Source organism: Robertmurraya dakarensis (assembly GCF_900156875.1).
Classification (GTDB): domain Bacteria; phylum Bacillota; class Bacilli; order Bacillales; family Cytobacillaceae; genus Robertmurraya; species Robertmurraya dakarensis.
In genome coordinates, this window is sequence record NZ_LT707408.1 from 598,722 (window position 1) to 623,027 (window position 24,306).

General features: G+C 41.4%; 13 protein-coding genes, 47 tRNA genes and 1 other annotated feature. Of the genes, 56 read left to right on the plus strand and 4 right to left on the minus strand.

Annotated features, from left to right (window positions below; all coding sequences use genetic code 11):
- Nucleotides 1-5: 5 nt before the first annotated feature.
- Nucleotides 6-1,124 (minus strand): NAD(P)/FAD-dependent oxidoreductase, encoded by a 1,119-nt coding sequence (locus CZ487_RS03915; RefSeq protein ID WP_077210914.1) that lies wholly within the window; start codon nucleotides 1,122-1,124, stop codon nucleotides 6-8.
- A 188-nt stretch (nucleotides 1,125-1,312) separates the two neighbouring features.
- Here CZ487_RS03915 and CZ487_RS03920 point away from each other — a divergent pair, with 188 nt between their 5' ends.
- Entirely contained in the window at nucleotides 1,313-2,863 is a 1,551-nt protein-coding gene (locus tag CZ487_RS03920) for an ATP-binding protein (RefSeq protein WP_077210915.1), read from the plus strand.
- A 46-nt stretch (nucleotides 2,864-2,909) separates the two neighbouring features.
- Here the strand turns inward: CZ487_RS03920 and CZ487_RS03925 are convergent, their stop codons facing one another.
- Nucleotides 2,910-4,280, minus strand: coding sequence for an aldehyde dehydrogenase (locus CZ487_RS03925; RefSeq protein WP_077211848.1), 1,371 nt, complete (start codon nucleotides 4,278-4,280; stop codon nucleotides 2,910-2,912).
- 291 nt (nucleotides 4,281-4,571) lie between these two features.
- On the opposite strand from CZ487_RS03925, the gene CZ487_RS03930 reads away from it, so the two are divergent.
- The 48 genes from CZ487_RS03930 (at nucleotide 4,572) to glsA (ending at nucleotide 12,067) form a co-directional block, all read left to right on the plus strand.
- Nucleotides 4,572-4,646 (plus strand) — tRNA-Glu (locus tag CZ487_RS03930).
- A gap of 68 nt (nucleotides 4,647-4,714) precedes the next feature.
- Nucleotides 4,715-4,790 (plus strand) — tRNA-Val (locus CZ487_RS03935).
- A gap of 185 nt (nucleotides 4,791-4,975) precedes the next feature.
- Nucleotides 4,976-5,051 (plus strand) — tRNA-Thr (locus CZ487_RS03940).
- 58 nt (nucleotides 5,052-5,109) lie between these two features.
- Nucleotides 5,110-5,185, plus strand: a tRNA-Lys gene (locus CZ487_RS03945).
- A 39-nt stretch (nucleotides 5,186-5,224) separates the two neighbouring features.
- Nucleotides 5,225-5,299 (plus strand) — tRNA-Gly (locus CZ487_RS03950).
- 9 nt (nucleotides 5,300-5,308) lie between these two features.
- Nucleotides 5,309-5,397 (plus strand) — tRNA-Leu (locus CZ487_RS03955).
- A gap of 35 nt (nucleotides 5,398-5,432) precedes the next feature.
- Nucleotides 5,433-5,509 (plus strand) — tRNA-Arg (locus tag CZ487_RS03960).
- 11 nt (nucleotides 5,510-5,520) lie between these two features.
- Nucleotides 5,521-5,597 (plus strand) — tRNA-Pro (locus CZ487_RS03965).
- Between the two features lie 19 nt (nucleotides 5,598-5,616).
- A tRNA-Ala gene (locus CZ487_RS03970) sits at nucleotides 5,617-5,689 on the plus strand.
- Nucleotides 5,690-5,705: 16 nt separating this feature from the next.
- Nucleotides 5,706-5,779 (plus strand) — tRNA-Met (locus CZ487_RS26510).
- A 10-nt stretch (nucleotides 5,780-5,789) separates the two neighbouring features.
- Nucleotides 5,790-5,863 (plus strand) — tRNA-Ile (locus CZ487_RS03975).
- A gap of 11 nt (nucleotides 5,864-5,874) precedes the next feature.
- Nucleotides 5,875-5,967: transfer RNA gene (locus CZ487_RS03980), tRNA-Ser, on the plus strand.
- A 20-nt stretch (nucleotides 5,968-5,987) separates the two neighbouring features.
- Nucleotides 5,988-6,061, plus strand: a tRNA-Met gene (locus CZ487_RS26515).
- 3 nt (nucleotides 6,062-6,064) lie between these two features.
- Nucleotides 6,065-6,141 (plus strand) — tRNA-Asp (locus CZ487_RS03990).
- 50 nt (nucleotides 6,142-6,191) lie between these two features.
- Nucleotides 6,192-6,264: transfer RNA gene (locus tag CZ487_RS03995), tRNA-Phe, on the plus strand.
- A 7-nt stretch (nucleotides 6,265-6,271) separates the two neighbouring features.
- A tRNA-Tyr gene (locus tag CZ487_RS04000) sits at nucleotides 6,272-6,355 on the plus strand.
- An 11-nt stretch (nucleotides 6,356-6,366) separates the two neighbouring features.
- Nucleotides 6,367-6,440, plus strand: a tRNA-Trp gene (locus CZ487_RS04005).
- A 9-nt stretch (nucleotides 6,441-6,449) separates the two neighbouring features.
- Nucleotides 6,450-6,525 (plus strand) — tRNA-His (locus CZ487_RS04010).
- A gap of 12 nt (nucleotides 6,526-6,537) precedes the next feature.
- Nucleotides 6,538-6,612: transfer RNA gene (locus CZ487_RS04015), tRNA-Gln, on the plus strand.
- A gap of 8 nt (nucleotides 6,613-6,620) precedes the next feature.
- Nucleotides 6,621-6,694, plus strand: a tRNA-Cys gene (locus CZ487_RS04020).
- 13 nt (nucleotides 6,695-6,707) lie between these two features.
- Nucleotides 6,708-6,789 (plus strand) — tRNA-Leu (locus CZ487_RS04025).
- Between the two features lie 16 nt (nucleotides 6,790-6,805).
- Nucleotides 6,806-6,879: transfer RNA gene (locus CZ487_RS04030), tRNA-Gly, on the plus strand.
- Between the two features lie 8 nt (nucleotides 6,880-6,887).
- A tRNA-Ile gene (locus CZ487_RS04035) sits at nucleotides 6,888-6,964 on the plus strand.
- A gap of 18 nt (nucleotides 6,965-6,982) precedes the next feature.
- Nucleotides 6,983-7,057: transfer RNA gene (locus tag CZ487_RS04040), tRNA-Asn, on the plus strand.
- Between the two features lie 11 nt (nucleotides 7,058-7,068).
- Nucleotides 7,069-7,159 (plus strand) — tRNA-Ser (locus CZ487_RS04045).
- Nucleotides 7,160-7,169: 10 nt separating this feature from the next.
- A tRNA-Arg gene (locus CZ487_RS04050) sits at nucleotides 7,170-7,243 on the plus strand.
- 474 nt (nucleotides 7,244-7,717) lie between these two features.
- Nucleotides 7,718-8,455, plus strand: a sequence feature (16S ribosomal RNA rRNA prediction is too short).
- A tRNA-Glu gene (locus CZ487_RS28140) sits at nucleotides 8,456-8,530 on the plus strand.
- A 5-nt stretch (nucleotides 8,531-8,535) separates the two neighbouring features.
- Nucleotides 8,536-8,611: transfer RNA gene (locus CZ487_RS04060), tRNA-Val, on the plus strand.
- Between the two features lie 9 nt (nucleotides 8,612-8,620).
- A tRNA-Thr gene (locus CZ487_RS04065) sits at nucleotides 8,621-8,696 on the plus strand.
- Between the two features lie 7 nt (nucleotides 8,697-8,703).
- Nucleotides 8,704-8,779 (plus strand) — tRNA-Lys (locus CZ487_RS04070).
- 9 nt (nucleotides 8,780-8,788) lie between these two features.
- Nucleotides 8,789-8,870: transfer RNA gene (locus CZ487_RS04075), tRNA-Leu, on the plus strand.
- A gap of 20 nt (nucleotides 8,871-8,890) precedes the next feature.
- Nucleotides 8,891-8,965 (plus strand) — tRNA-Gly (locus CZ487_RS04080).
- Between the two features lie 9 nt (nucleotides 8,966-8,974).
- Nucleotides 8,975-9,063: transfer RNA gene (locus CZ487_RS04085), tRNA-Leu, on the plus strand.
- Between the two features lie 36 nt (nucleotides 9,064-9,099).
- Nucleotides 9,100-9,176, plus strand: a tRNA-Arg gene (locus CZ487_RS04090).
- A 15-nt stretch (nucleotides 9,177-9,191) separates the two neighbouring features.
- Nucleotides 9,192-9,268 (plus strand) — tRNA-Pro (locus CZ487_RS04095).
- Between the two features lie 22 nt (nucleotides 9,269-9,290).
- A tRNA-Ala gene (locus CZ487_RS04100) sits at nucleotides 9,291-9,363 on the plus strand.
- A gap of 16 nt (nucleotides 9,364-9,379) precedes the next feature.
- Nucleotides 9,380-9,453, plus strand: a tRNA-Met gene (locus CZ487_RS26520).
- Nucleotides 9,454-9,457: 4 nt separating this feature from the next.
- Nucleotides 9,458-9,550, plus strand: a tRNA-Ser gene (locus CZ487_RS04105).
- 165 nt (nucleotides 9,551-9,715) lie between these two features.
- Nucleotides 9,716-9,789 (plus strand) — tRNA-Met (locus tag CZ487_RS04110).
- A gap of 57 nt (nucleotides 9,790-9,846) precedes the next feature.
- Nucleotides 9,847-9,923: transfer RNA gene (locus CZ487_RS04115), tRNA-Asp, on the plus strand.
- Between the two features lie 158 nt (nucleotides 9,924-10,081).
- Nucleotides 10,082-10,154: transfer RNA gene (locus tag CZ487_RS04120), tRNA-Phe, on the plus strand.
- 8 nt (nucleotides 10,155-10,162) lie between these two features.
- Nucleotides 10,163-10,246: transfer RNA gene (locus CZ487_RS04125), tRNA-Tyr, on the plus strand.
- Nucleotides 10,247-10,276: 30 nt separating this feature from the next.
- A tRNA-His gene (locus CZ487_RS04130) sits at nucleotides 10,277-10,352 on the plus strand.
- Nucleotides 10,353-10,364: 12 nt separating this feature from the next.
- Nucleotides 10,365-10,439, plus strand: a tRNA-Gln gene (locus CZ487_RS04135).
- Between the two features lie 3 nt (nucleotides 10,440-10,442).
- Nucleotides 10,443-10,516, plus strand: a tRNA-Gly gene (locus tag CZ487_RS04140).
- A 6-nt stretch (nucleotides 10,517-10,522) separates the two neighbouring features.
- Nucleotides 10,523-10,599, plus strand: a tRNA-Ile gene (locus tag CZ487_RS04145).
- Nucleotides 10,600-10,654: 55 nt separating this feature from the next.
- Nucleotides 10,655-10,729, plus strand: a tRNA-Asn gene (locus tag CZ487_RS04150).
- Nucleotides 10,730-11,137: 408 nt separating this feature from the next.
- Entirely contained in the window at nucleotides 11,138-12,067 is a 930-nt protein-coding gene (glsA, locus tag CZ487_RS04155) for a glutaminase A (protein WP_077210916.1), read from the plus strand.
- A gap of 18 nt (nucleotides 12,068-12,085) precedes the next feature.
- Here the strand turns inward: glsA and CZ487_RS04160 are convergent, their stop codons facing one another.
- Nucleotides 12,086-12,988 (minus strand): glutamate biosynthesis transcriptional regulator GltC, encoded by a 903-nt coding sequence (locus CZ487_RS04160; protein WP_077210917.1) that lies wholly within the window; start codon nucleotides 12,986-12,988, stop codon nucleotides 12,086-12,088.
- Nucleotides 12,989-13,147: 159 nt separating this feature from the next.
- Here CZ487_RS04160 and gltB point away from each other — a divergent pair, with 159 nt between their 5' ends.
- From gltB to CZ487_RS04185, 5 genes are all read left to right on the plus strand, one after another.
- Nucleotides 13,148-17,698: a glutamate synthase large subunit gene (gltB, locus tag CZ487_RS04165; RefSeq protein WP_077210918.1), complete on the plus strand. Its 4,551-nt coding sequence runs from the start codon at nucleotides 13,148-13,150 to the stop codon at nucleotides 17,696-17,698.
- Nucleotides 17,699-17,713: 15 nt separating this feature from the next.
- Complete coding sequence (gltD, locus tag CZ487_RS04170) at nucleotides 17,714-19,192, plus strand: glutamate synthase small subunit (protein ID WP_077210919.1); 1,479 nt, start codon at nucleotides 17,714-17,716, stop codon at nucleotides 19,190-19,192.
- A gap of 196 nt (nucleotides 19,193-19,388) precedes the next feature.
- A complete protein-coding gene (locus CZ487_RS04175) occupies nucleotides 19,389-20,327 on the plus strand; it encodes an FkbM family methyltransferase (protein ID WP_077210920.1) in 939 nt (312 codons plus the stop codon).
- A 110-nt stretch (nucleotides 20,328-20,437) separates the two neighbouring features.
- Complete coding sequence (locus tag CZ487_RS04180) at nucleotides 20,438-21,622, plus strand: DHH family phosphoesterase (protein ID WP_077210921.1); 1,185 nt, start codon at nucleotides 20,438-20,440, stop codon at nucleotides 21,620-21,622.
- A gap of 15 nt (nucleotides 21,623-21,637) precedes the next feature.
- Nucleotides 21,638-22,063: an OsmC family protein gene (locus CZ487_RS04185; RefSeq protein ID WP_077210922.1), complete on the plus strand. Its 426-nt coding sequence runs from the start codon at nucleotides 21,638-21,640 to the stop codon at nucleotides 22,061-22,063.
- A gap of 74 nt (nucleotides 22,064-22,137) precedes the next feature.
- Here the strand turns inward: CZ487_RS04185 and CZ487_RS04190 are convergent, their stop codons facing one another.
- Nucleotides 22,138-22,617 carry a glutathione peroxidase gene (locus CZ487_RS04190; RefSeq protein WP_077210923.1) on the minus strand — a complete coding sequence of 160 codons (480 nt, stop codon included), beginning with the start codon at nucleotides 22,615-22,617 and terminating at the stop codon, nucleotides 22,138-22,140.
- A 172-nt stretch (nucleotides 22,618-22,789) separates the two neighbouring features.
- On the opposite strand from CZ487_RS04190, the gene CZ487_RS04195 reads away from it, so the two are divergent.
- Nucleotides 22,790-23,467 (plus strand): ABC transporter ATP-binding protein, encoded by a 678-nt coding sequence (locus tag CZ487_RS04195; RefSeq protein WP_084783173.1) that lies wholly within the window; start codon nucleotides 22,790-22,792, stop codon nucleotides 23,465-23,467.
- The gene (locus tag CZ487_RS04200) at nucleotides 23,464-24,234 is read left to right on the plus strand and encodes an ABC transporter permease (protein ID WP_077210925.1); all 771 of its coding nucleotides are present in this window, start codon (nucleotides 23,464-23,466) and stop codon (nucleotides 24,232-24,234) included. Before CZ487_RS04195 ends, CZ487_RS04200 begins: the two co-directional genes overlap by 4 nt.
- The last annotated feature ends 72 nt before the right edge of the window (nucleotides 24,235-24,306 follow it).

The window sequence follows — 24,306 nt, forward strand, 5'->3', positions numbered from 1 at the left end:
AACTATTAATGGTTTAAAGCTGTCTCTACCGAATAGTCTTCAAGATCAATTTCCAGTTCCAGACCAAGTGCAAGCCGAGCCAGCTGAGATCCAAGAAAAGGGCCAACCGTCAGCCCGGAAGCTCCTAAGCCATTGGCAACGAAGATTCCATTCCAGTTAGGCAAAGGACCAATAACAGGAAGAAATCCTGGGGTGTAAGGGCGGAATCCGACTCGTGCTTCTTTAAAAGCAGCAGATGATAAGCCAGGAGCTGCATCCAATGCTTTAGTAAAGATATCATGAAGTCCCCCCGCAGTAATGCTAGTATCATATTTTTCTGTATCTTCATGCGTGGAGCCGGCAACTACTCGGTTTTTACCGAAAGCGACAAGATAAAGCGTCCCAGGGGGCATTACAACAGGCCAATTACTGGTATCAGCATTCGGGATTTCTAAATGCACAATCTGGGCCTTTTGGAATTTTACATTAAAATCGACGCCTAGCGGAAGGAGTAATTCTTTTGCCCATGCACCAGCACAGACAATAACAGCATCACCAGTAATGGTTGATTCCCCAACGCTAACGCCTGTTACCATATTTTTTTCAAACATAAGTTTTGCGCTGTCTTTAATAAGCACAGCTCCGTTTTTTTGAGAGGCATTTAATAAAGAGTCCCGCAATTTTCTTCCATCAACCCGGCTTCCACCACCAATTGAAACGGCAGAGAATCTATCATCAAGAGGTGGAAATTGAGATTTTGTTTCTTCCTGATTCAGCTTGACAACCGTACCAATCTCTGGTGCATCCTCTCTGCGGCTTATTGCCCTTTCCTTGGTTTTATCAAGTTTTTCCGAATCATGATGGACGCTAAGTGCACCAATTTGAGAGTATCCTGTTTCTGTTTCGCCGTCTTTTTTTAACTGAGCTATTAAATGCGGATAGTATCTGCTTCCGAGTTTTGCTAAATGATACCATGCTTTATTACGGCGCTGACTGATCCACGGGCAGACAATACCTGCGGCAGCATCGGTAGCCTGGCCCTCGTCTTTTCGGTCGACAATGATCACTTCAGCTCCCAATTTTGTGAGTTGATAGGCTGTAGAGGCTCCTAGTATTCCTCCTCCAACCACAATAATTTTTTGCATCATGATTCCTCCATGCATATAGTCCTATAATGATGGCTTTCTATAAAGGTTAAGGGATGAGCTATGATTGCATATAGTTGTATAACTATTGGTTTTTTAGTAAAATGTTTCCAATGGTAAATAATTTAAAATTTTAGGAATAATCAATAGTATGTAACTTATATATGGTGAAAGGAGTAACACTCTAAATGAAATCCGAAGATATAGACCATCTAGATGCCGAAAACCAAACTCATTTAAGCCAATTAGCTTCGGTTGGGCAAATGGCAGCAGGGATTGCTCATGAAGTTAAAAATCCTTTGACGGCAGTTAAGGGATTTTTGCAGCTGCTTCAGCAAGAAGTAAGTAACCAATATATAGATATTGCATATTCAGAGCTAGAAAATGCGCTGACCACATTGAACAATCTTCTTCAAGTTTCTAAACCGGATACAGACTATGAAGATACCCAAAAAATCAATTTAACTGTTGAATTAGAATCAATCCTGAATCTTTTTCAAGATAAATTGTACAATATCACACTTATCACGGATTTCCAAAATACCGATGTTACAATTATAGGAAAAAAGAATCAATTTAAAAAGGCGTTTTTCAATCTTATCAAAAATGCTATTGAATCAATCGAGAATGAAGGAACCCTTACCATAACCCATAAGTTAGCTGACGATGAAGTCGTGGTCATGATACGTGATACAGGTATTGGAATTCCAGAAGACAGGCTTAGTCTCTTGGGAACTCCGTTCTTTACTACAAAGGAAGAGGGCACTGGTATGGGGCTGACTCAGGTTTTTTCAAGCATTTATCAACATGGCGGGAAGATAACGGTTGATAGTAAGGAAAAGTCAGGAACAATGTTCACAATTAGAATTCCAGTAAACTATCAAATAAAAGAACGTGGAGTGAGAAAATTGGACCTGAAATATAGTGAAGATTATACAATAAAGGATTTTTTCTTGGCAAATAAGGAAACTTTTGAAGAGAGATTATTGGATGAGGCGATTAATGTAAAAGATAAAATTGACGAGATACATAGAATTGGAAATATTAATCTATTACATAACGCACAAAAAGTTGTCTTATTTGTTGTAGAAGAAAAGGAACACGAACTTATTTCTTTTGCCAAACAGGAAGGAGTCGTGTGGGCGAAATATTCACTAACACTTGCGTTTAAATTGGAATGGGTTCAAGCAATTAGAAGGACACTTTGGGATTTTCTATATAACTTTGATATATTAACAGAAGCAGAGGTTGATCGTGTAAAGTTTTATTCCTTAGAAAAACAAATCAATGAACTAGTTGATCAATTTTTCGCCTATTTTTTCATCAGTTATTCGAGGTATAAAGATGACTTGTTAGAGGCTGAACGTAAAAAGGTTGAAAAACTTTCGGTCCCTATTATTCCGATTAATAGTGAAGTTTGTATTGTCCCGTTAATTGGTTCGTTAGACAAGCAAAGAGTGTTGACAATACAGGATAAGGTGCTCCATGAAATTGAGCAAATGCATATTCAAACGTTAGTTATTGATCTTTCTGGTGTTGCACAAATGGATCAAGGATTAATTAAACATTTTATAACTTTGATAGAGTGTATTTCCATGATGGGTACTAAAACCATACTAACTGGATTACGTGCAGAAATTGTGAAGACACTAATTTCTTCGGGAATCGGTTATAACAGCAATGCAGAGTTTAAAGGCACTTTACAGCAAGCATTAAAAAATATAGTTACCAAAGCATGAGTGAGGAATAATAACGCCATTCAACGTTGAATGGCGTTATCTAAGGTTATTTCAGAAATAGTTTGATTCTTTTTAATCCATTTTTCATATTCGGGTATCTAAATGGAATATCGAAAGTATTGGTTTGTTTTAAGATGCTTTTTTTATGTGAAAAGGTATCAAAGCTTGCTTTTCCATGATAGGACCCCGTCCCGCTGTTTCCGACACCGCCAAAGGGCAGATGGGGTGATGCAAGATGATAAACGGTGTCATTAATGCAGCCTCCCCCAAATGTAATATGATGTAATATCTCTTCTTGTACTTTTCTATCTTCGGTAAATAAGTATAAAGCAAGCGGATTCGGATGTTCGTGAATTCCTTCTATTATCTCTGGAAGGCTGCTATATTCAAGAACGGGGAGGATAGGTCCGAAAATTTCGTCCTCCATTACAGGGTCTTGCCATGTAATATTAGTAAGCACAGTGGGCTCAATTACTAATTCCCGCTCCCTAGTTTTACCGCCTAAGAAGAGATCTCCGTTGTTTAAAAACGAACATAGACGGTCATAGTGTTTCTTGCTGACGATATGGGTATAATCATCATTCTCAAGAGGAAGTTCGCCATACAATTCTACAATCGCTTTTTGTAACTCTGTGAGAAATTCCCTTTTTATGTTTTTATGGATATACAAATAGTCCGGAGCCACACAGGTTTGCCCCGCGTTGATAAATTTACCCCAAGCTATTCGTTTCGCAGCTAACTTTATATTTGCGTCTTCATGTACGACGCACGGGCTTTTGCCGCCTAATTCTAATGTTACAGGTGTTAGATTTTTAGACGCTGCTTCCATGATGACTTTTCCTACCTGGACACTTCCAGTGAAAAAGATGTAATCTACTCTTTCATTCAATAGGGCTTGACTTGTTTCAACTCCTCCTAAAACCGCTGAAATATACTCGGATGGAAAGGTTTCTGCAATGATTTGAGCTAGTAATTCTGAAGTTCTCGGTGTGAGCTCTGAGGGTTTAATAATGGCACAGTTTCCCGCAGCAATGGCCCCAATTAATGGTGCTATTGCTAATTGGAAGGGGTAATTCCATGGGGAAATGATTAAAGCTACTCCGTAGGGGTCTGATAAAATAAAGCTCCTAGAGCCGATATGAGTCAAAGGTGTTCTGACCTTTTCCGGCTTCGCCCATGAACGCAAGTGCTTTAAAGTGAAGCGGATTTCCTCGAGTAGAACTCCAATTTCAGTAATATAGGCATCGAATTCAGATTTATTTAGGTCGTCTTTTAATGCCTTTAATAAGTCGTTTTCATGTTTTTTTATTGCGCTTCTCAATTTTTGAAGTGCTTCAAGACGGAATTCAATATCCTTTGTTTTCCCTGTATTGAAAAAAGTTTTTTGTTTGTTAATTAGTTCATTGTAGTTTTCCACTCTTCTTAACCTCTCTGCGTGAAGTTTTATTTGAAATGAATTTTCATCCTTAATGCCGTTTTTATCATAATTATATCTTTGCAATCAACTTTCCTACATAAGAAAAAGGGGAAATATAGTTGACTTCACAAATAATATTTTATACCATGAGGGTTCATGATTAAGGTAAAGGTAAAGTGGCATAGAAAATTATTTTAAAAAGGTTTGACAAAATGAACAGCACTTGTTATTATATTTTTTGTCGCTGATGAAATATTTCATTGGGACAAACTTCAAATAGAAATCCAGTATGGCCCGTTGGTCAAGCGGTTAAGACACCGCCCTTTCACGGCGGTAACACGGGTTCGAATCCCGTACGGGTCACCATTTAAATGAAGGTATGTTAGAAGTGCAACGTCCTGTTGCAGTGCATGCATTCGCACATCCTGTGCATCGGAGGATTAGCTCAGCTGGGAGAGCACCTGCCTTACAAGCAGGGGGTCGGCGGTTCGATCCCGTCATCCTCCACCATGATTTTTTCACGAAGTGAAAATAATCTAATCTAAGCCGGCCTAGCTCAATTGGTAGAGCACGACCGAATAAGCATCCTGCTTAAGCTTCAGCATACTGATCGAGCTGCTGCTTGAATGATCATTCTGAGATCAGGATGACGTTTTACAAAGTTTAATACCGCATATTAATTATATCTATATTAAGCCGGCCTAGCTCAATTGGTAGAGCAACTGACTTGTAATCAGTAGGTTGGGGGTTCAAGTCCTCTGGCCGGCACCATATTTTAAATAAAAATTGCAATAATGAAGTTTTGCTTTAAGTTGAATTTTTTTATTCCGAGCCATTAGCTCAGTCGGTAGAGCATCTGACTTTTAATCAGAGGGTCGAAGGTTCGAGTCCTTCATGGCTCACCATATTTTTTGCCAATAGTAATATTGCTTTCAATCATTCGTGCGGAAGTAGTTCAGTGGTAGAACACCACCTTGCCAAGGTGGGGGTCGCGGGTTCGAATCCCGTCTTCCGCTCCAGAACTATCTGCCGGGGTGGCGGAACTGGCAGACGCACAGGACTTAAAATCCTGCGGTAGGTGACTACCGTACCGGTTCGATTCCGGTCCTCGGCACCATATTTTTTACAAAGTGAAATAACTTACTCTTATACGCGCCCGTAGCTCAATTGGATAGAGCGTCTGACTACGGATCAGAAGGTTATGGGTTCGACTCCTGTCGGGCGCGCCATTTAAGCATTACGGGAAGTAGCTCAGCTTGGTAGAGCACTTGGTTTGGGACCAAGGGGTCGCAGGTTCGAATCCTGTCTTCCCGACCAGTTCAAATAATTCTATTATGGGGCCTTAGCTCAGCTGGGAGAGCGCCTGCCTTGCACGCAGGAGGTCAGCGGTTCGATCCCGCTAGGCTCCATTTTCTATGCCATTATGGCGGTGTAGCTCAGCTGGCTAGAGCGTACGGTTCATACCCGTAAGGTCGGGGGTTCGATCCCCTCCGCCGCTATAAAATTAATGGACCCTTAGCTCAGCTGGTTAGAGCAGACGGCTCATAACCGTCCGGTCGTAGGTTCGAGTCCTACAGGGTCCATTTATATATATGGAGGAATACCCAAGTCTGGCTGAAGGGATCGGTCTTGAAAACCGACAGGCGGGTTAAACCGCGCGGGGGTTCGAATCCCTCTTCCTCCGCCATAAAACCTTAATAAAATTATCGCGGGGTGGAGCAGTCTGGTAGCTCGTCGGGCTCATAACCCGAAGGTCGCAGGTTCAAATCCTGTCCCCGCAATTTGGTCCGGTAGTTCAGTTGGTTAGAATGCCTGCCTGTCACGCAGGAGGTCGCGGGTTCGAGTCCCGTCCGGACCGCCATCTTATTCCAGTAGGTATCTACTGTTAATATAGATTTTTTCTTTTCGTGTGGCTCAGTAGCTCAGTCGGTAGAGCAAAGGACTGAAAATCCTTGTGTCGGCGGTTCGATTCCGTCCTGAGCCACCTTTTTGGAGGGGTAGCGAAGTGGCTAAACGCGGCGGACTGTAAATCCGCTCCTTAGGGTTCGGCGGTTCGAATCCGTCCCCCTCCACCATTACGCTATATAGGGATATAGTTTAAAGGTAGAACAGAGGTCTCCAAAACCTCCAGTGTGGGTTCAATTCCTACTATCCCTGCCAATAAATATGGCGGTTGTGGCGAAGTGGTTAACGCATCGGATTGTGGCTCCGACACTCGTGGGTTCGATTCCCATCAATCGCCCCATTTATATTATTTTGGGCTATAGCCAAGTGGTAAGGCAACGGACTTTGACTCCGTCATTCGTAGGTTCGAATCCTGCTAGCCCAGCCAATTTTAATGGCAGCATAGCCAAGTGGTAAGGCAGAGGTCTGCAAAACCTTTATCACCGGTTCAAATCCGGTTGCTGCCTCCATTAATTTAGAACTGCCGGTGTGGCGGAATTGGCAGACGCGCACGACTCAAAATCGTGTTCCTTCTGGAGTGTCGGTTCGACCCCGACCACCGGTATTGTCGACTCCTATTTGCGGGTGTAGTTTAATGGTAAAACCACAGCCTTCCAAGCTGTTGTCGTGGGTTCGATTCCCATCACCCGCTCCAAATATAATGGGCCTATAGCTCAGCTGGTTAGAGCGCACGCCTGATAAGCGTGAGGTCGATGGTTCGAGTCCATTTAGGCCCACCATACGTAAAATAGTATTACTCCGCAGTAGCTCAGTGGTAGAGCATTCGGCTGTTAACCGAACGGTCGTAGGTTCGAATCCTACCTGCGGAGCCATTTTTTTATATGGGGAAGTACTCAAGTGGCTGAAGAGGCGCCCCTGCTAAGGGTGTAGGTCGGGCAACCGGCGCGAGGGTTCAAATCCCTCCTTCTCCGCCAGTAGAAAAAAGCGCCTTTAGCTCAGCTGGATAGAGCAACGGCCTTCTAAGCCGTGTGTCAGAGGTTCGAATCCTCTAAGGCGCGTTAGAGCACTTATTTAACTCATAGATTAAACATTGTGTTCGTGCTTGACGAAAACCAACGTTGTTTTCTTCTTTTTTTTCTTCTTTATTATTTTAGTAACTATATAAAGGCTTCTACCCCATTAGTGATTTATGATCAAAAGTTTTGATGCTCTTTTTAACTTGATCTACAAGGTGTTGATTTGAGTTATCAATACTGTACAGTTATGACACTGAAGTTTTTTTAAAAAAAGAAGTTGACTTCTACGAAACAAAATGTTATATTAATTCTTGTCGCTAAAAAGCGAGCTACAATCTTTTTTATCTTAAATAAAAAAAGATTTTAAAAAAAGAAGTTGACTTCTACGAAGTTAGATGTTACAATTAATTTTGTCGTCGCTTCGGCGGAGATCGAAAAAATAGTTCTTTGAAAACTAAACAAAGCAGAAACGTCAACGTTTTAATTTTAGATTTATTTAAGAGCTAATCTTACTCTTTTTTGGAGAGTTTGATCCTGGCTCAGGACGAACGCTGGCGGCGTGCCTAATACATGCAAGTCGAGCGGACTTTTAAAAGCTTGCTTTTAAAAGTTAGCGGCGGACGGGTGAGTAACACGTGGGCAACCTGCCTGTAAGACTGGGATAACTTCGGGAAACCGGAGCTAATACCGGATAATGTTTCTCCTCTCATGAGGAGAAACTGAAAGATGGTTTACGCTATCACTTACAGATGGGCCCGCGGCGCATTAGCTAGTTGGTGAGGTAACGGCTCACCAAGGCGACGATGCGTAGCCGACCTGAGAGGGTGATCGGCCACACTGGGACTGAGACACGGCCCAGACTCCTACGGGAGGCAGCAGTAGGGAATCTTCCGCAATGGACGAAAGTCTGACGGAGCAACGCCGCGTGAGTGATGAAGGTTTTCGGATCGTAAAACTCTGTTGTTAGGGAAGAACAAGTATCGGAGTAACTGCCGGTACCTTGACGGTACCTAACCAGAAAGCCACGGCTAACTACGTGCCAGCAGCCGCGGTAATACGTAGGTGGCAAGCGTTGTCCGGAATTATTGGGCGTAAAGCGCGCGCAGGCGGTCTCTTAAGTCTGATGTGAAAGCCCCCGGCTCAACCGGGGAGGGTCATTGGAAACTGGGAGACTTGAGTGCAGNGGACGTCGCCAGGCAAGGCCCCTATTTTGGGGCTATTATTTTGTCTTACTTTAAAGGTAAAATTTTCTTTGGCCCGTTGGTCAAGCGGTTAAGACACCGCCCTTTCACGGCGGTAACACGGGTTCGAATCCCGTACGGGTCACCATAAACGGAGGATTAGCTCAGCTGGGAGAGCACCTGCCTTACAAGCAGGGGGTCGGCGGTTCGATCCCGTCATCCTCCACCATAAAAATATGCCGGCCTAGCTCAATTGGTAGAGCAACTGACTTGTAATCAGTAGGTTGGGGGTTCAAGTCCTCTGGCCGGCACCATTTTCGTGAGCCATTAGCTCAGTCGGTAGAGCATCTGACTTTTAATCAGAGGGTCGAAGGTTCGAGTCCTTCATGGCTCACCATTTTTATTTGCGGGTGTGGCGGAATTGGCAGACGCACTAGACTTAGGATCTAGCGCCGCAAGGCGTGGGGGTTCGACTCCCTTCACCCGCATTAGTAAATATAAATACCCTGCGGAAGTAGTTCAGTGGTAGAACACCACCTTGCCAAGGTGGGGGTCGCGGGTTCGAATCCCGTCTTCCGCTCCAGAACTATCTGCCGGGGTGGCGGAACTGGCAGACGCACAGGACTTAAAATCCTGCGGTAGGTGACTACCGTACCGGTTCGATTCCGGTCCTCGGCACCATGTTTTTTACGAAAGTGAATTAACTTACTCTTATATGCGCCCGTAGCTCAATTGGATAGAGCGTCTGACTACGGATCAGAAGGTTATGGGTTCGACTCCTTTCGGGCGCGCCATTTTAACATCTAAACCGGGAAGTAGCTCAGCTTGGTAGAGCACTTGGTTTGGGACCAAGGGGTCGCAGGTTCGAATCCTGTCTTCCCGACCAGTCGGAACCTTTAAGATATTATGGGGCCTTAGCTCAGCTGGGAGAGCGCCTGCCTTGCACGCAGGAGGTCAGCGGTTCGATCCCGCTAGGCTCCACTTAGAATTAAATATTGGCGGTGTAGCTCAGCTGGCTAGAGCGTACGGTTCATACCCGTAAGGTCGGGGGTTCGATCCCCTCCGCCGCTATTATGGAGGAATACCCAAGTCTGGCTGAAGGGATCGGTCTTGAAAACCGACAGGCGGGTTAAACCGCGCGGGGGTTCGAATCCCTCTTCCTCCGCCATTAAACTTTAATAATATTATCGCGGGGTGGAGCAACGAGCATTTGCTTCATTGAATTACTGCGAGTTGTACCGATCGATATTGCTGCTTGAAAAAGCTTCCTGAAGATCGGGACAGTCAGTATGTTCACTAAAAGCATAGGAAACATTATGTTAATTAATATTATCGCGGGGTGGAGCAGTCTGGTAGCTCGTCGGGCTCATAACCCGAAGGTCGCAGGTTCAAATCCTGTCCCCGCAATTAAGTTTTTTCAAGGAAGAGAAGGAAAGATATTTTCTCGTACCTCGAAAAATCTATGGTCCGGTAGTTCAGTTGGTTAGAATGCCTGCCTGTCACGCAGGAGGTCGCGGGTTCGAGTCCCGTCCGGACCGCCATTTATATGTTGGCTCAGTAGCTCAGTCGGTAGAGGATTTTAAAAGATTGTAGCATCTTGTTTCTTCTTCTTCGATTGACAAGCTTTTAAAATCTGCGACAAAGACCTAAGGGCTTTGAAGCAAATACGCTATATAACTTTAGGTTAAAATATTCATATGGCTCAGTAGCTCAGTCGGTAGAGCAATGGACTGAAAATCCATGTGTCGGCGGTTCGATTCCGTCCTGAGCCACCTTCTATGGAGGGGTAGCGAAGTGGCTAAACGCGGCGGACTGTAAATCCGCTCCTTAGGGTTCGGCGGTTCGAATCCGTCCCCCTCCACCATTTAACTTAGAATTAGATAATATCATAATGGCGGTCGTGGCGAAGTGGTTAACGCATCGGATTGTGGCTCCGACACTCGTGGGTTCGATTCCCATCGATCGCCCCATTTATACATAATTGGGCTATAGCCAAGCGGTAAGGCAACGGACTTTGACTCCGTCATTCGTAGGTTCGAATCCTGCTAGCCCAGCCATAAGCGGGTGTAGTTTAATGGTAAAACCACAGCCTTCCAAGCTGTTGTCGTGGGTTCGATTCCCATCACCCGCTCCAAATAATGGGCCTATAGCTCAGCTGGTTAGAGCGCACGCCTGATAAGCGTGAGGTCGGTGGTTCGAGTCCACTTAGGCCCACCATATACATATAAATTAGTATTCCGAAGTAAAGACTTTAGAAATTATTTTTAAATATTCCGCAGTAGCTCAGTGGTAGAGCATTCGGCTGTTAACCGAACGGTCGTAGGTTCGAATCCTACCTGCGGAGCCATCATATATAAGTAAATTAACGTATGTTTATAAATATTTTATAAGAAAAGAAACCAATGATCCTCGGATCATTGGTTTCTTTCGTAGTCTGAGCAAGACCCTACGGGATTCGGACAACTACAGGCACAGCTCCCCGCACTGGGTCCCAATCGTCAGCTTACTAAATATATCCCCAACATCTATACACAGAATGTCCATAAACTAGCGAGATAACATAATATTATTAACACGCTCAAAACTAGATTGTGGATATTCTGAATAAACTGTGGATAATATTATGAATTGTCTTAAAAAACGTAATTTTATGACCGAATTAGAGTTGTTGATATGTAACAAGATTGTGGATAGTTTTTCGGATTAGCTTCATTATTTGAGAAACCTTGGTACATACTAGTAAACGGTGATGAATATGCCCTGTCAATCAAATGATGAATTACAATTAATCGTGGATGAGGCAAGAACTTGCACGAAGCATGGTCGGGTAGCAGATTATATTCCGGCCCTTGGAGAAGCAAAACAAGATGATTTGTCAATTGCTGTTCACTATCCTGATGGCACCTGCTATTCAGCTGGGGATATTGAGAAGAAATTCACCTTACAAAGTATTTCCAAGGTGATCAGTTTGGCATTCGTTTTAATGGAGAGAGGTAAGGAATACGTATTTAATCGGGTTGGGATGGAACCAACGGGAGATCCGTTTAATTCGATCGCGAAGCTTGAAACAATGGCTCCTGCCAAACCTTTGAATCCAATGATAAATGCCGGGGCGCTTGTTGTGACCCATATGATCAAAGGAGGCAATGTTGAGGAGAGGTTTAGCTCCTTGTTAGCTTTTATTAGAGAATTAGCGGGAGATCCAAATGTTAATTACAGCCAGGAAGTGGCAGATTCAGAATTTCAAACGGCCCATTTAAATCGCGCGCTTTGTTATTTTTTAAAGCAGCACAACATTGTAGAAGAAAATGTAGAAGAGTTAATGGAATTGTATACGAAACAATGTGCTATTGAGATGAACTGTCTAGATTTAGCAAGGATTGGTGTAGTATTTGCTATGGACGGGGTAGATCCAATAAGTGAGAAGCAGATCATTCCTAAGGACATAGCTCGTATTTGTAAAACTTTCATGGTTACCTGTGGGATGTATAATGCATCGGGCGAATTTGCAATAAAAATTGGGATTCCCGCTAAAAGCGGTGTTTCTGGAGGAATTATGGGAGCTGTTCCCGGGAAATTCGGGATTGGGATTTTTGGTCCGGCATTAGATGAAAAAGGTAATAGTATTGCCGGCATCAAGTTATTAGAGTTATTATCAAAAAACTATAGTTTAAGTATGTTCTAGGGGGAGGCACCCCCTTTTTTATTTGTATTTTTCTAGTCTTGAGAAGAAGTCTTTAACAAATTCGTAAAATACCTCTTCTGTTGGTCCGAGGTCACGATCTTTCGGGGTAATGATTCCAACTGTTCGAGTTACTTTCGGTCTATCAATGGGTATTTGCACTGTTCTGGCGGTAGATCTATCAAAAAATGTTCCATCCGGTAAAAGGCTCACACCAATTTCAGCAGAAACAAGCCCTTTAATCGCGTCCATATCTTCTCCCTCAGCTAAGATCTTTGGTTCAAATCCTACTTGTTTGCACGCATCAATTGCGATTTTGTGCAGCACATAGCCTTCGGGAAACAAAACAAAGAAATCATTTCTAAGGTCCTTTAAAGTGATCACTTTGTTTTGAGCGAGCCGGTGGCTGGAGGGGACAACCGCTGAGAAACTTTCAGAGAATAAAATATGAGACTTTATCTCGATGTCATTTGATGGTACCGGTCCTAAAAAGGCTAAATCAATCTCCCCATTTTTAACAGCATCAATTAAAAAAGCGTATGATCCTTGCCGTAAGTGGTAGGAAATATTAGGGTATTTTACTTTAAATGCTGAAATAACGGTAGGAAGCAGGTGGTTTGCTAGACTTGTTGGATATCCGATTTTAATGGTTCCGCTCTCAGGGTCTAGGTATTCATCGATCTTTACTTTTGCGTCATCGATCGCTTTTATGGATCTTTTTGCGTATTTTAGAAAGGTTTTTCCAATCTGTGTTAGTTTTATGTTTCGTCCCTTCCGTTCAAATAAATTAATCCCTAGTTCTTCCTCGAGTTTTGAAATTTGAAAGCTGATTGCGGATTGCGCGACATGAAGATGCTCTGCAGCTGCTGTCACATGCTCCCTTTCCGCTACTTCTATAAAATAACGAATTTGGCGATATTCCATTTTATACCTCCTAAAACCTCTTTATATCACTACATTGACTGTAATTCATCTAAAATCAAGAATGATTATATATAAATGATATATTGTTTATATTGAAATGGGAACATAAAATGATAAATATAATGAAAAATGTGAGTTTTGAAACGGAGGGTGTTAATTATGTCTTATAATCAAATCCCAAATGCACAAGGTCTTTACCGTCCTGAATTTGAACATGATGCATGTGGAATCGGCTTATACGCACATATAAAAGGATATGCAACGCATGATATTGTCAAAAAAGGCTTGCAAATGCTATGTCAATTAGATCATCGCGGAGGACAGGGCAGTGATCCTCAAACAGGTGACGGAGCTGGATTAATGGTACAGATTCCGGATGAATTTTTTAGAAAAGCATGCAGTGACATCAATCTTCCAGAAAAAGGCCGGTACGGAGTTGGGATGATCTTTTTTTCGAATGATGATGAGGAACGTCAGATGATTGAGAAGGCAGTAAATGAATTAATCAAACTGGAAGGACAAAAACTCCTTGGCTGGAGGGACGTTCCGGTTAATGAAAATAAACTTGGAGAATCAGGGAAAGAAACATGCCCAGCGATCCGCCAAGTCTTTATTGGTGCGAACAAAGACATGGAAGAAGATATTAATTTTGAACGGAAATTGTACATGATTAGAAAACAAGCAGAAAAATGGGCAGCTGATCGGGAACTGCGATTCTATTTTGCTAGTTTGTCCACTAGAACCATTGTGTATAAAGGATTACTTACTCCAGAACAAGTGGATAAATTTTACCTCGATTTACAAGATGAATCATTCGTTTCGGCTTTTGCTTTAGTGCATTCCCGCTTTAGTACAAATACATTTCCTAGCTGGGAGAGAGCACATCCTAATAGATACCTCATCCATAATGGAGAAATTAATACGCTTAGAGGGAATATTAACTGGATGAAAGCCCGTGAACAGCAGTTTGTTTCTGAAGCATTTGGAGAAGATCTGTCAAAGGTGTTTCCGATTTTAGATAAAAACGGCAGTGATTCATCTATACTAGATAATGCTCTAGAGTTCTTTGTATTAGCGGGACGGAAACCAGCACACGCAGCCATGATGTTAATTCCGGAACCATGGTCAGAAAACCCGCATATGCCGGAAGATAGAAAAGCATTTTACGAATATCATAGTACTTTAATGGAACCGTGGGACGGTCCAACTGCAATTTCCTTTACAGATGGAAAGCAAATTGGAGCTATATTAGATCGGAACGGACTTCGTCCAGCAAGATATTATGTCACAAAAGATGATTATATTATTTTCTCTTCAGAGGTAGGAGTCATTGATGTTGATCCTGAAAACGTTCTCTATAAAGATCGTTTGAGCCCTGGTAAAATGCTTTTGATCGATTTAGAGAAAGGCCGTATTGTTTCAGATGATGAAATTAAAACAGAAATGGCAAATGAGTATCCCTACCAGCAATGGTTAAATCAAAAACTTGTAAAATTAGACCGTGAAAATGGTGAAGAAGAGGAAGCTATAGAAGATTTAATCACACGGCAGAAAGCTTTTGGTTATACGTATGAAGATGTTCAAAAGTACTTAATTCCTATGATTCTAGAAGGAAAGGATCCCCTTGGGTCTATGGGGAATGATAGTCCTTTAGCGGTACTTTCAGAACGGCCGCAGTCCCTGTTCAATTACTTTAAGCAATCCTTTGCACAAGTAACAAATCCACCGATTGATGCAATCCGTGAACAGATTGTTACGTCGACGGTCTCTTATCTTGGCCGTGAAGGGAATCTCCTTCATCCAGATGAAAGTAACTGTCAAAGAATTCAATTAGAAACACCTATTTTAACAAATAGTCAGTTGCAGGAATTGAAGTCCCAGCAATCCTTCAAAAGCCAGGAGATCCATACACTGTTTTCAGATGATCTGGAAAGTGCATTAGAAAGAATGTTTCAACTAGCAGATCAGGCTATTGAAGAAGGCGTTCAGCTGCTAGTCTTATCTGATCGCAATATGAACAATGATGAAGCAGCAATCCCGTCTTTACTAGCTGTAAGTGCTCTTCATCACCATCTGGTAAGGTCAGGTAATCGTACCAAAGTTAGTTTGATCGTTGAAACAGGAGAAGCAAGAGAAGTTCATCATTTTGCGGCACTGATTAGTTATGGTGGTGATGCAATTAATCCTTATCTTGTGTATGCTACTTTGAAGGAAGCCGTAGAGGCTCAATTAGTAACTGGAGATTACGAATATTGTGTTAATACTTATAAGCAAGCGATTACCGAAGGTGTTGTGAAGGTAATGTCTAAAATGGGGATTTCTACTGTACAAAGCTACCGTGGAGCGCAAATATTTGAAGCGGTCGGAATCAGTACAGATGTGATTGAACGATATTTTACTGGAACATCCTCACAATTAGGCGGTATTGATTTGGCAACGATTGCGAAAGAAGCAAAAATCCGTCATATGACAGCGTATAGGGATTTAGATGATAAAACGTTAGAGTCTGGCAGTGATTTTCAATGGAGAAAAGAAGGAGAACATCACGCTTTTAATCCGAAGACGATCCATACCCTGCAATGGGCTACTCGCAAAGGAGATTATGAGTTATTTAAAGAATACACTAAATTAGCTAATGAAGAAACAATGAGCTTTCTTAGAAACTTATTTTCATTTAACCCTGATAGAAAAGCGATTTCAATAGAAGAAGTAGAATCGATCGATTCCATTGTCCGCCGTTTTAAATCAGGCGCGATGTCATTTGGTTCATTGAGTAAGGAAGCGCATGAAACATTGGCCATTGCTATGAACCGGCTTGGAGGAAAAAGTAATAGCGGGGAAGGCGGAGAAGATCCTAAGCGTTACACTTTAGATGAAAATGGTGATAACCGACGCAGTGCGATTAAGCAAATAGCTTCTGGAAGATTTGGGGTCAACAGTCATTATCTAGTTAACGCTGATGAAATCCAAATCAAAATGGCACAGGGAGCAAAGCCAGGTGAAGGCGGTCAGCTGCCAGGGAATAAAGTATACCCTTGGGTTGCGGAAGTCCGAGGTTCTACTCCAGGTGTCGGACTGATTTCACCGCCTCCACATCATGATATATACTCAATTGAAGATTTGGCACAGCTCATTCATGATATGAAAAACGCTAACCGCGATGCACGAATCAGCGTAAAGCTTGTTTCGAAAGCAGGAGTTGGTACGATTGCAGCTGGTGTAGCGAAGGCAAGTGCCGATGTGATTGTGATCAGCGGCTATGATGGCGGAACAGGGGCATCTCCGAGAACAAGTATCAAACATAGCGGTCTGCCTTGGGAACTTGGTTTGGCTGAGGCCCATCAAACGTTAATGATGAACGGGTTGCGGGAACGTGTCGTACTTGAAACAGATGGAAAACTGATGACTGGAAAAGATGTCGTTATGGCAGCCATTCTGGGGGCAGAGGAATTTGCATTTGCGACAGCTCCATTAATTGTTCTTGGATGCGTGATGATGCGTGCTTGTCATTTGGATACTTGTCCTGTTGGAGTAGCTACACAAAATCCTGAGCTTCGGGAAAAATTCACAGGTAATCCAGAGTATGTTGTGAACTTTATGCGTTTCATAGCCCAGGAAGTTCGTGAAATTATGGCACAACTTGGTTTTAGAACGATTGAAGAAATGGTTGGCCGTACGGAGGTGCTGCAGATCAGTGACCGCACAAAGGAACACTGGAAAGCAAGACAGCTGGAATTATCAGCTCTTTTATATAAAACAGACGGTGTACGAACGTTCAAGACTTCACAAAATCATAATCTAAGTAATTCCCTTGATATACAAGAAATACTGCCAAAAGTTCAACCAGCTTTAGAGGATGGAACTCCTGTTGATCTTACACTGCCAATTACGAATGTTCATCGTGTAGTAGGGACAATTGTAGGCAGTGAAATCTCAAAACGCTGGGGCGAAGAAGGACTTCCGGAAGAAACGATTACACTTCGTTTTAACGGATCGGCGGGGCAAAGCTTTGGAGCCTTTGTACCAAGCGGGATGTCTCTCCATTTAACAGGTGATGTTAATGATTATTTAGGCAAAGGTTTGTCTGGCGGAAAGCTGGTTATCAAAGCTCCGGAACCATTTCAGTTTAAAGCATCAAGGAATGTAATAGCTGGAAACGTCGCCTTAATGGGGGCTGCAAAAGGAGAAGCCTATATAAACGGTCGTGCTGGAGAACGCTTTGCTGTTAGAAACAGTGGTGCAAATGTGGTTGTTGAAGGAATTGGTGACCACGGTTGTGAGTACATGACTGGAGGCCGGGTTGTTATTTTGGGTGATACAGGAAAGAATTTTGGTGCAGGCATGTCTGGCGGGATTGCCTACGTTCTCCCTAAAGATGTGGAAGAGTTCAAGTCATTATGCAATCAGGAAATGATTGAATTTCATTCACTTGAGGATTCAAGCGATCTCAATATCGTCTGGGAAATGGTATTATTCCATTATATTTATACGGGAAGTCTGAAAGCGGGCTATGTTCTTGAGAGATGGGATGAACTGGTTGAGAAATTTGTAAAAGTGGTCCCGAAAGATTATAAGGTGATGACGGACAGCATTGAAAAGTATAAGAAAGCAGGTTTACCAGAAGAAAAAGCCATTATGAGCGCATTTCAAGCAATCTCAAAAAAAGAGGATAAAAGTTTAAAAAAGGAATTACAAGCAATTTTACAATAGAAGGGAGAGGGGAAAATGGGAAAAGCAACTGGATTTATGGAATATAAAAGAGAAAAGCCAACAGAAAGAAAGCCTATCGCAAGGCTAAACGATTGGAAAGAGTATTCAGCTTGTTTCAGCGATAGTATGTTAAAAAAGCAGGGAAGCCGCTGTATGGATTGTGGAACTCCTTTCTGTCATATGGGAATGGAGATACAAGGATCAACGACTGGTTGTCCGATTCATAATTTAATTCCTGAATGGAATGATTTAGTCTATCGCGGGCAATGGAAAGAAGCGTTGGATCGCCTGCTAAAGACCAATAACTTTCCGGAATTTACAGGACGTGTTTGTCCTGCACCATGCGAAGGATCTTGTACATTAGCTATCTCTGATCCAGCTGTAACGATTAAGAATATCGAACGGACAATCATTGACAAAGGGTTTGCGAATGGCTGGATCACACCTAGGATTCCGAAGAAAAAGACAGGAAAGAAAGTCGCTATCATTGGGTCAGGTCCAGCGGGATTGGCAAGCGCTGATCAATTAAATCAAGCTGGACATTCCGTTACTGTCTATGAGAGAGATGATCGTGCGGGCGGGCTATTAATGTATGGAATTCCTAACATGAAGCTTGATAAAGAGATCGTACAACGCCGAATTGGATTGTTACAGCAAGAAGGAATACATTTTGTGCTAAATACAGAAGTGGGCAAGGACATTACAGCCGAGGAACTTCAGCAGCAATACGACGCTGTGATCTTGTGTACGGGTGCACAAAAACAACGTGATCTATCGATTGAAGGCAGGAATGCAGAAGGTGTTCATTTCGCAATGGAGTACTTAACTGCTGCAACAAAAAGTTTACTAGATTCGAACTTTAATGACGGTGCATTTATTGATACAAAAGGAAAAGATGTGATTGTCATCGGCGGAGGAGACACGGGGGCAGATTGTGTAGCAACTGCACTAAGGCAAAATTGCCGAAGTGTTGTCCAATTTGGCAAACATCCGAAACTGCCAGCAGAACGTACCTCTGACAATATGTGGCCGGCATATCCAAATGTTTATACGCTTGAATATGCCTATGAAGAAGCGGAAGCAAGATTTGGCAGTGACCCAAGGGAGTACTCCATCCAAACGAAGAAAATGGTTGCTGACGAATATGGACGTGTGAAAGAGTTACACACCGTTGAAATGGAAAAAGTGATGGGCGAGGATGGTACATACTTTTTTAAAGAGGTACCTGGTACGGAAAAGGTATGGCCGGCGCAGTATGTTTTCATCGCGATAGGGTTTGAAGGAACAGAATCAGCTTTTTTAACAACACAACTTGGCGTGGAAACAAAAAATCATCTAATTGCTGATACTAACGGTAAATTTAAAACAAATGTTGAAGGTATCTTTGCCGCTGGTGATGCAAGAAGAGGTCAAAGTTTAATTGTTTGGGCTATTAATGAAGGGCGTGAAGTGGCAAAAGAAGTAGAAGAGTATCTTGGATTGAAAGTGGTCTAGCATTTTTAATGGAGTTTACTTTTAAATTGACCGCGGATATCAGCTGGTGATAAATCTAAAGGCGAACAGACTTAGTCTGTTTGCCTTTGTTTTGGTTCTGTAAATTTTTTGTTAAGCCTTCCATACGTTAGAGGAAACGTTTCGATGAAAAAAGAATGTGTAAACAAGCCGTGATCTAAATATAGGAGGGCATAAAGTGAGACCAAGAACAGCAGTCCGAAATACATTTTTTTTAAAAATGTGGGAACAGCATCCACGAACATGGAAGTTTTTAATTGATGTAGGAATTTTGCTTAAGTATAAAACATGGAATTCCAAGAATATCCCTGATCATATTACCCTATCATCTTCCCATACCCTCTATGTTAACAAGGATGAAAATCGAGGTCGTGCATTATTAATTAGCGATGGGACGACACAAAAAAGACTGACAAATTTTTGGGGTAAGGCTGTAAAGGAATTCGCGCCGGATCTTGTGATTGATGTAGGATTGAATTATGGAGAATGTTTATTTTCAACAACCTATCCACAGCATACTGTTATTTATGGAATTGAAGCCAATGCAGATTTAATACCGTATATTCATGAATCAAGAAAAGTGCATCCCAACCAAGAGCAAATGAAGATCATTAATGCTTTTGTATCACAGCAAGACTATGAGAGTGTTATGTTTTATAAAGACAAGCATTGGTCTGGAACATCCTCCGCTACTTATATGCCTGCTCATAACATGATTGAAAAGGTTCCTGTCAAATCAATCACCATTGATTCTCTCGTTCATAGTGATGCAGCGTCACCAAAACTGCTTTTCAAGGTTGATGTGGAAGGCTATGAGCCGTTTGTCTTAAAGGGAATGACGAATTTATTAGATCGATGCAGTTCTGCAATCGGTTTTATTGAATTCAATAGTGAGTATGTAGAGAAGTTAGGAATTGATCTTGACCATTTTTTAGATTCTTTGAAATCCTACTTTTGTATTTATATCTTTCTTGAGGATGAAGTAATCATTAAAGGAAATGACCTTACCTATAAGGATATACAGAAAACATTTCAATCTGAATATATCCATACAGATTTTATATTGGTCAATAAGGATTTTGAAATAGGATTATCGGAATTTATTTTTAAAAATTAACCTTACCTATTGTACTCCTCTCACTGAGGGGTATTTTTTGAGGGATTATAAGAGCTTTCTTTCAATATTTTTACTATAGTAGAAACATACTAAATGCTGAGGTGAAATGAATGTATCGTCTATTGTCACATAATGATCTTGATGGAGTTGGCTGCGGAATCATTGCCAAGCTGGCTTTTGGTGATGATGTTAAAGTCCGCTACAACTCCATTGGCGGCCTAAATCATGAGGTGGAATGGTTTCTTGAAAATGAAGGTAAGGAGACATTTTTGTTCATAACAGATTTGTCGGTTAATGAGGGGAATGAAAAAAGATTAGAGGAGTTTTATCAGTCAGGCGGCAAAGTTCAGATGATTGATCACCACCAAACGGCTCTTCATTTTAATGAGTATGACTGGGGATATGTAAAAGTTGAGGAAGAAAGCGGGCATTTAACTTCTGCTACTTCTTTGTTATATCAGTATTTAGTCCAGCATGAGCTAATGGAACCTTCTAATGCAGTAGCAGAGTTTGTGGAGTTAGTCAGGCAATATGACACATGGGAATGGGAAAAGAATGATAACCAAAAAGCACAGCGGTTGAATGCTTTATTTTTTCTCGTTTCCATTGATGAATTTGAAGAGAGCATGCTCAGCCGTTTAAAGGAAGGGGATAGCTTTACCTTTAACGACTTTGAAGAAAAAATTCTTGATATGGAAGAAGACAAAATTGAGCGCTATATCCGCAGAAAGAGACGTGAATTAGTTCAAGCGGAAATTGATGATTATTTTGCAGGAATTGTTTATGCTGAGTCTTATCATTCTGAATTGGGGAATCAATTAGGGAAGGAATATCCACATCTTGATTATATCGCTATCCTTAATATAGGCGGGAAGAGGATGGGATTCCGAACGATACATGATCATGTCGATGTATCAGAAGTTGCAAGCCGGTTTGGCGGCGGTGGTCATGTCAAAGCCTCCGGCTGTTCTTTAAATGAGGAAGCGTATAAAAAGTTTGTAACGGAGACATTCCATTTAGAGCCACTGCGAGAAGATGCGAAAAGAAATCGCTATAATGTAAAGGAGTCTTCATTTGGTACATTATATGAGGACAGGAAAGAACATCAATACCTGCTTTATCCTGAAAATGATCAACAATGGAGAATTAAGAAGGGGGAAAAGATATTAGAAAATGTGTTCACTAGCTTTAATGATGGAGAAGTATTTTTAAAAAGAAATTATGCAGCATGGCTTGTTAGAGATGAACATTTTGTAAACTATTTAATAAAGCTTGTAAAAAAGGGCAGTAAATAAGAGGAGTGTTATACAATGGAATTCAGTATTAAATGGAAAGAGAAAATGGCATTTTCAGGACAAACTCCGTCTGGTCATGAAATTAATATGGATGCAGCAGAAGAAATTGGCGGTCAAAATACGGGTGCTAGGCCTACGGAGTTATTGTTGAATGCTGTTGCGGGCTGCACAGGGATTGATATTATTTCGATTTTAACAAAGATGCGTTTAGAACCGACATCTTTTCAAATGGATGTCAAAGGCGAACGCGCCGATGATCACCCAAAGAGATTTACAACCATTCATATTCATTATGCGCTAGAAGGTGAACTTCCAGAAGATAAGGTAGTTCGAGCTATTCAATTATCAAAAGATAAATATTGTTCTGTTTCTCATTCACTAAATGCTGAAATAACCGCAAGTTACTCGATTAACGGAGTGAAAGGGGAAAAACAAGTATAAAGTAAAGCAACTAACAAAGATACTTACTAGAGGATACAAAGAGACAACAAGTCGACCTTGTATCCTTGTTTACTCTATGCCAACAGTTTCATTAAATCTTCCTCGATTTTCGCAGGTTCCGTTGTGGGAGCATAACGTTCTACCACATCACCTAATGGGCTTACTAAAAACTTGGTGAAGTTCCATTTAATATTTTTCGATAGCACACCTTTTTTCTGTTCTTTTAAATAAGTAAAAAGAGGGTGGGCAGTATCGCCATTTACATCAATTTTAGCGAATATCGGAAAGGTTACACCGTAGTTTTTTTGGCAAAATGAAGTGGTTTCTGAAATATCCTCGAACTCCTGATTATTAAATTGATCACATGGGAAACCCAAGATAACTAACCCTCGGTCTTTGTATTTATCATATAACTCCTGTAATCCTTTAAATTGCGGAGTTAACCCGCATTTGCTTGCAGTATTGACGATAATTAAAGGCTTTCCTTCGTATTCCTTTAAAGATTTTTCTTCCCCATTCGGCAGTTCTACAGTGAAATCATATACTTTTGTCATTATAATCCTCCTGTTAAGAGCTAGTCAGTTATTCTTGTAAGGCTTTATTATTGATGTATGATAACATTTATTGAAATATAAAAACAATTGAGAGGAACAAGTTAAATTGCAGAAGATTACCGAAGTGGAATTAAAAAACGTCTCAAAAATATTCGTTAACGATGGTGAGGAAATGTATGCCTTAAGAAAGGTTAGCGGAACAGTTACGAAGGGGTCGATATTAACGATTATTGGTCCATCTGGTTCGGGAAAGAGTACGATATTATCGCTATGTAATTTGTTGAGCACACCGGATGAAGGAGAGATTTATGTTGGTGAAAAAGAAATTCGTGAATGGAATATACAAGAGTTAAGACGTTATGTCGGAATCGCTTTTCAATCGGCACCCATGCTTGCCGGAACGGTTGAAGAAAATTTATGTCTGCCTTTGAAACTGCGCGGTCAATCACTTGAAGAACCAGAGAAGTACTTGGACTTCGTAGGATTATCCAAGGATTTACTTACGAGAGAAGCGAAGGAGCTTTCCGGCGGCCAAAGACAGAGGTTGTCTTTAGCGCGCACTTTAGTCAACAAGCCATCTGTTTTATTGCTTGATGAAGTAACGTCAGCGCTCGATTCCATATCATCGCAAGAAATAGAGGAACTCATCATGAGGATTAACGCCGAGAGGCAGACGACAATTATTTGGGTCACTCATGATCTGAATCAGGCCAAACGCGTAGGGACACAAACCTGGATGGTTATGGAAGGGAGTCTAGTTGAGTCAGGCCCAACTGAGTTGTTTTTTTCACAACCTAAAGATAACAGAACAAAGGAGTTTTTACATAATCTGATGAGGGATTCACAATGAACATACTCGCACTTATTCTTAGTTTAAGCTTTGTTATGATTGCTTATTTCTTGTCTGCTGCTTTTAAGCTGGGCCTTGGGCGAGACCTGCTTATCACAACAATCCGTGCCACAATTCAATTAATGATTGTTGGTTATATTTTAAAAATCGTCTTCGGCTTTGATAATCCGTTTGCGATGATTCTGATGCTTTTATTAATGATTACGGTCGCAACGAAAAATGCTGCCAAGCAGGGGCGGGGATTGCCATATGTTTTTTGGAAAATATTTATTACGATCACGATTGTTGAAATCATTACACAGGGTTTTTTGTTAGGATTGAAAATTGTGCCGGCAACACCGCAATATATCATTCCAATCAGCGGGATGATCATTGGAAATTCAATGATTATTGCAAATTTATTCCTAAATAGACTTAAAGGGGAAGTGGAGATTAGAAAGGAAGAGATCCTGCTGGTACTGTCGCTTGGGGGAAGTGTTAAGCAAGCGATTTATCCGATTTTAAAAAGGTCTATTAAATCAAGCCTTATCCCAACAATTGAAGGTCAGAAGACGATCGGGCTTGTACAGCTTCCTGGAATGATGACAGGTCAAATCATTGCTGGTGCAGATCCGATTCAGGCAGTCCGATTCCAACTGCTAATTGTCTTTTTAATTATGTCAGCCGCTACTTTAACGGCAATTGTTTTAGGTTTTTTAATTTATCCGGGCTTATTTAATAAGGAACAGCAGTTAGATGTTCATGTTTTCTTAAAAAAAGGTAAATAACGGTTATTGTCTTATTCCTAATAATGTAAATCCGAGACATGATAAGCCGTGAATTTTTTACCTTAATTTTAC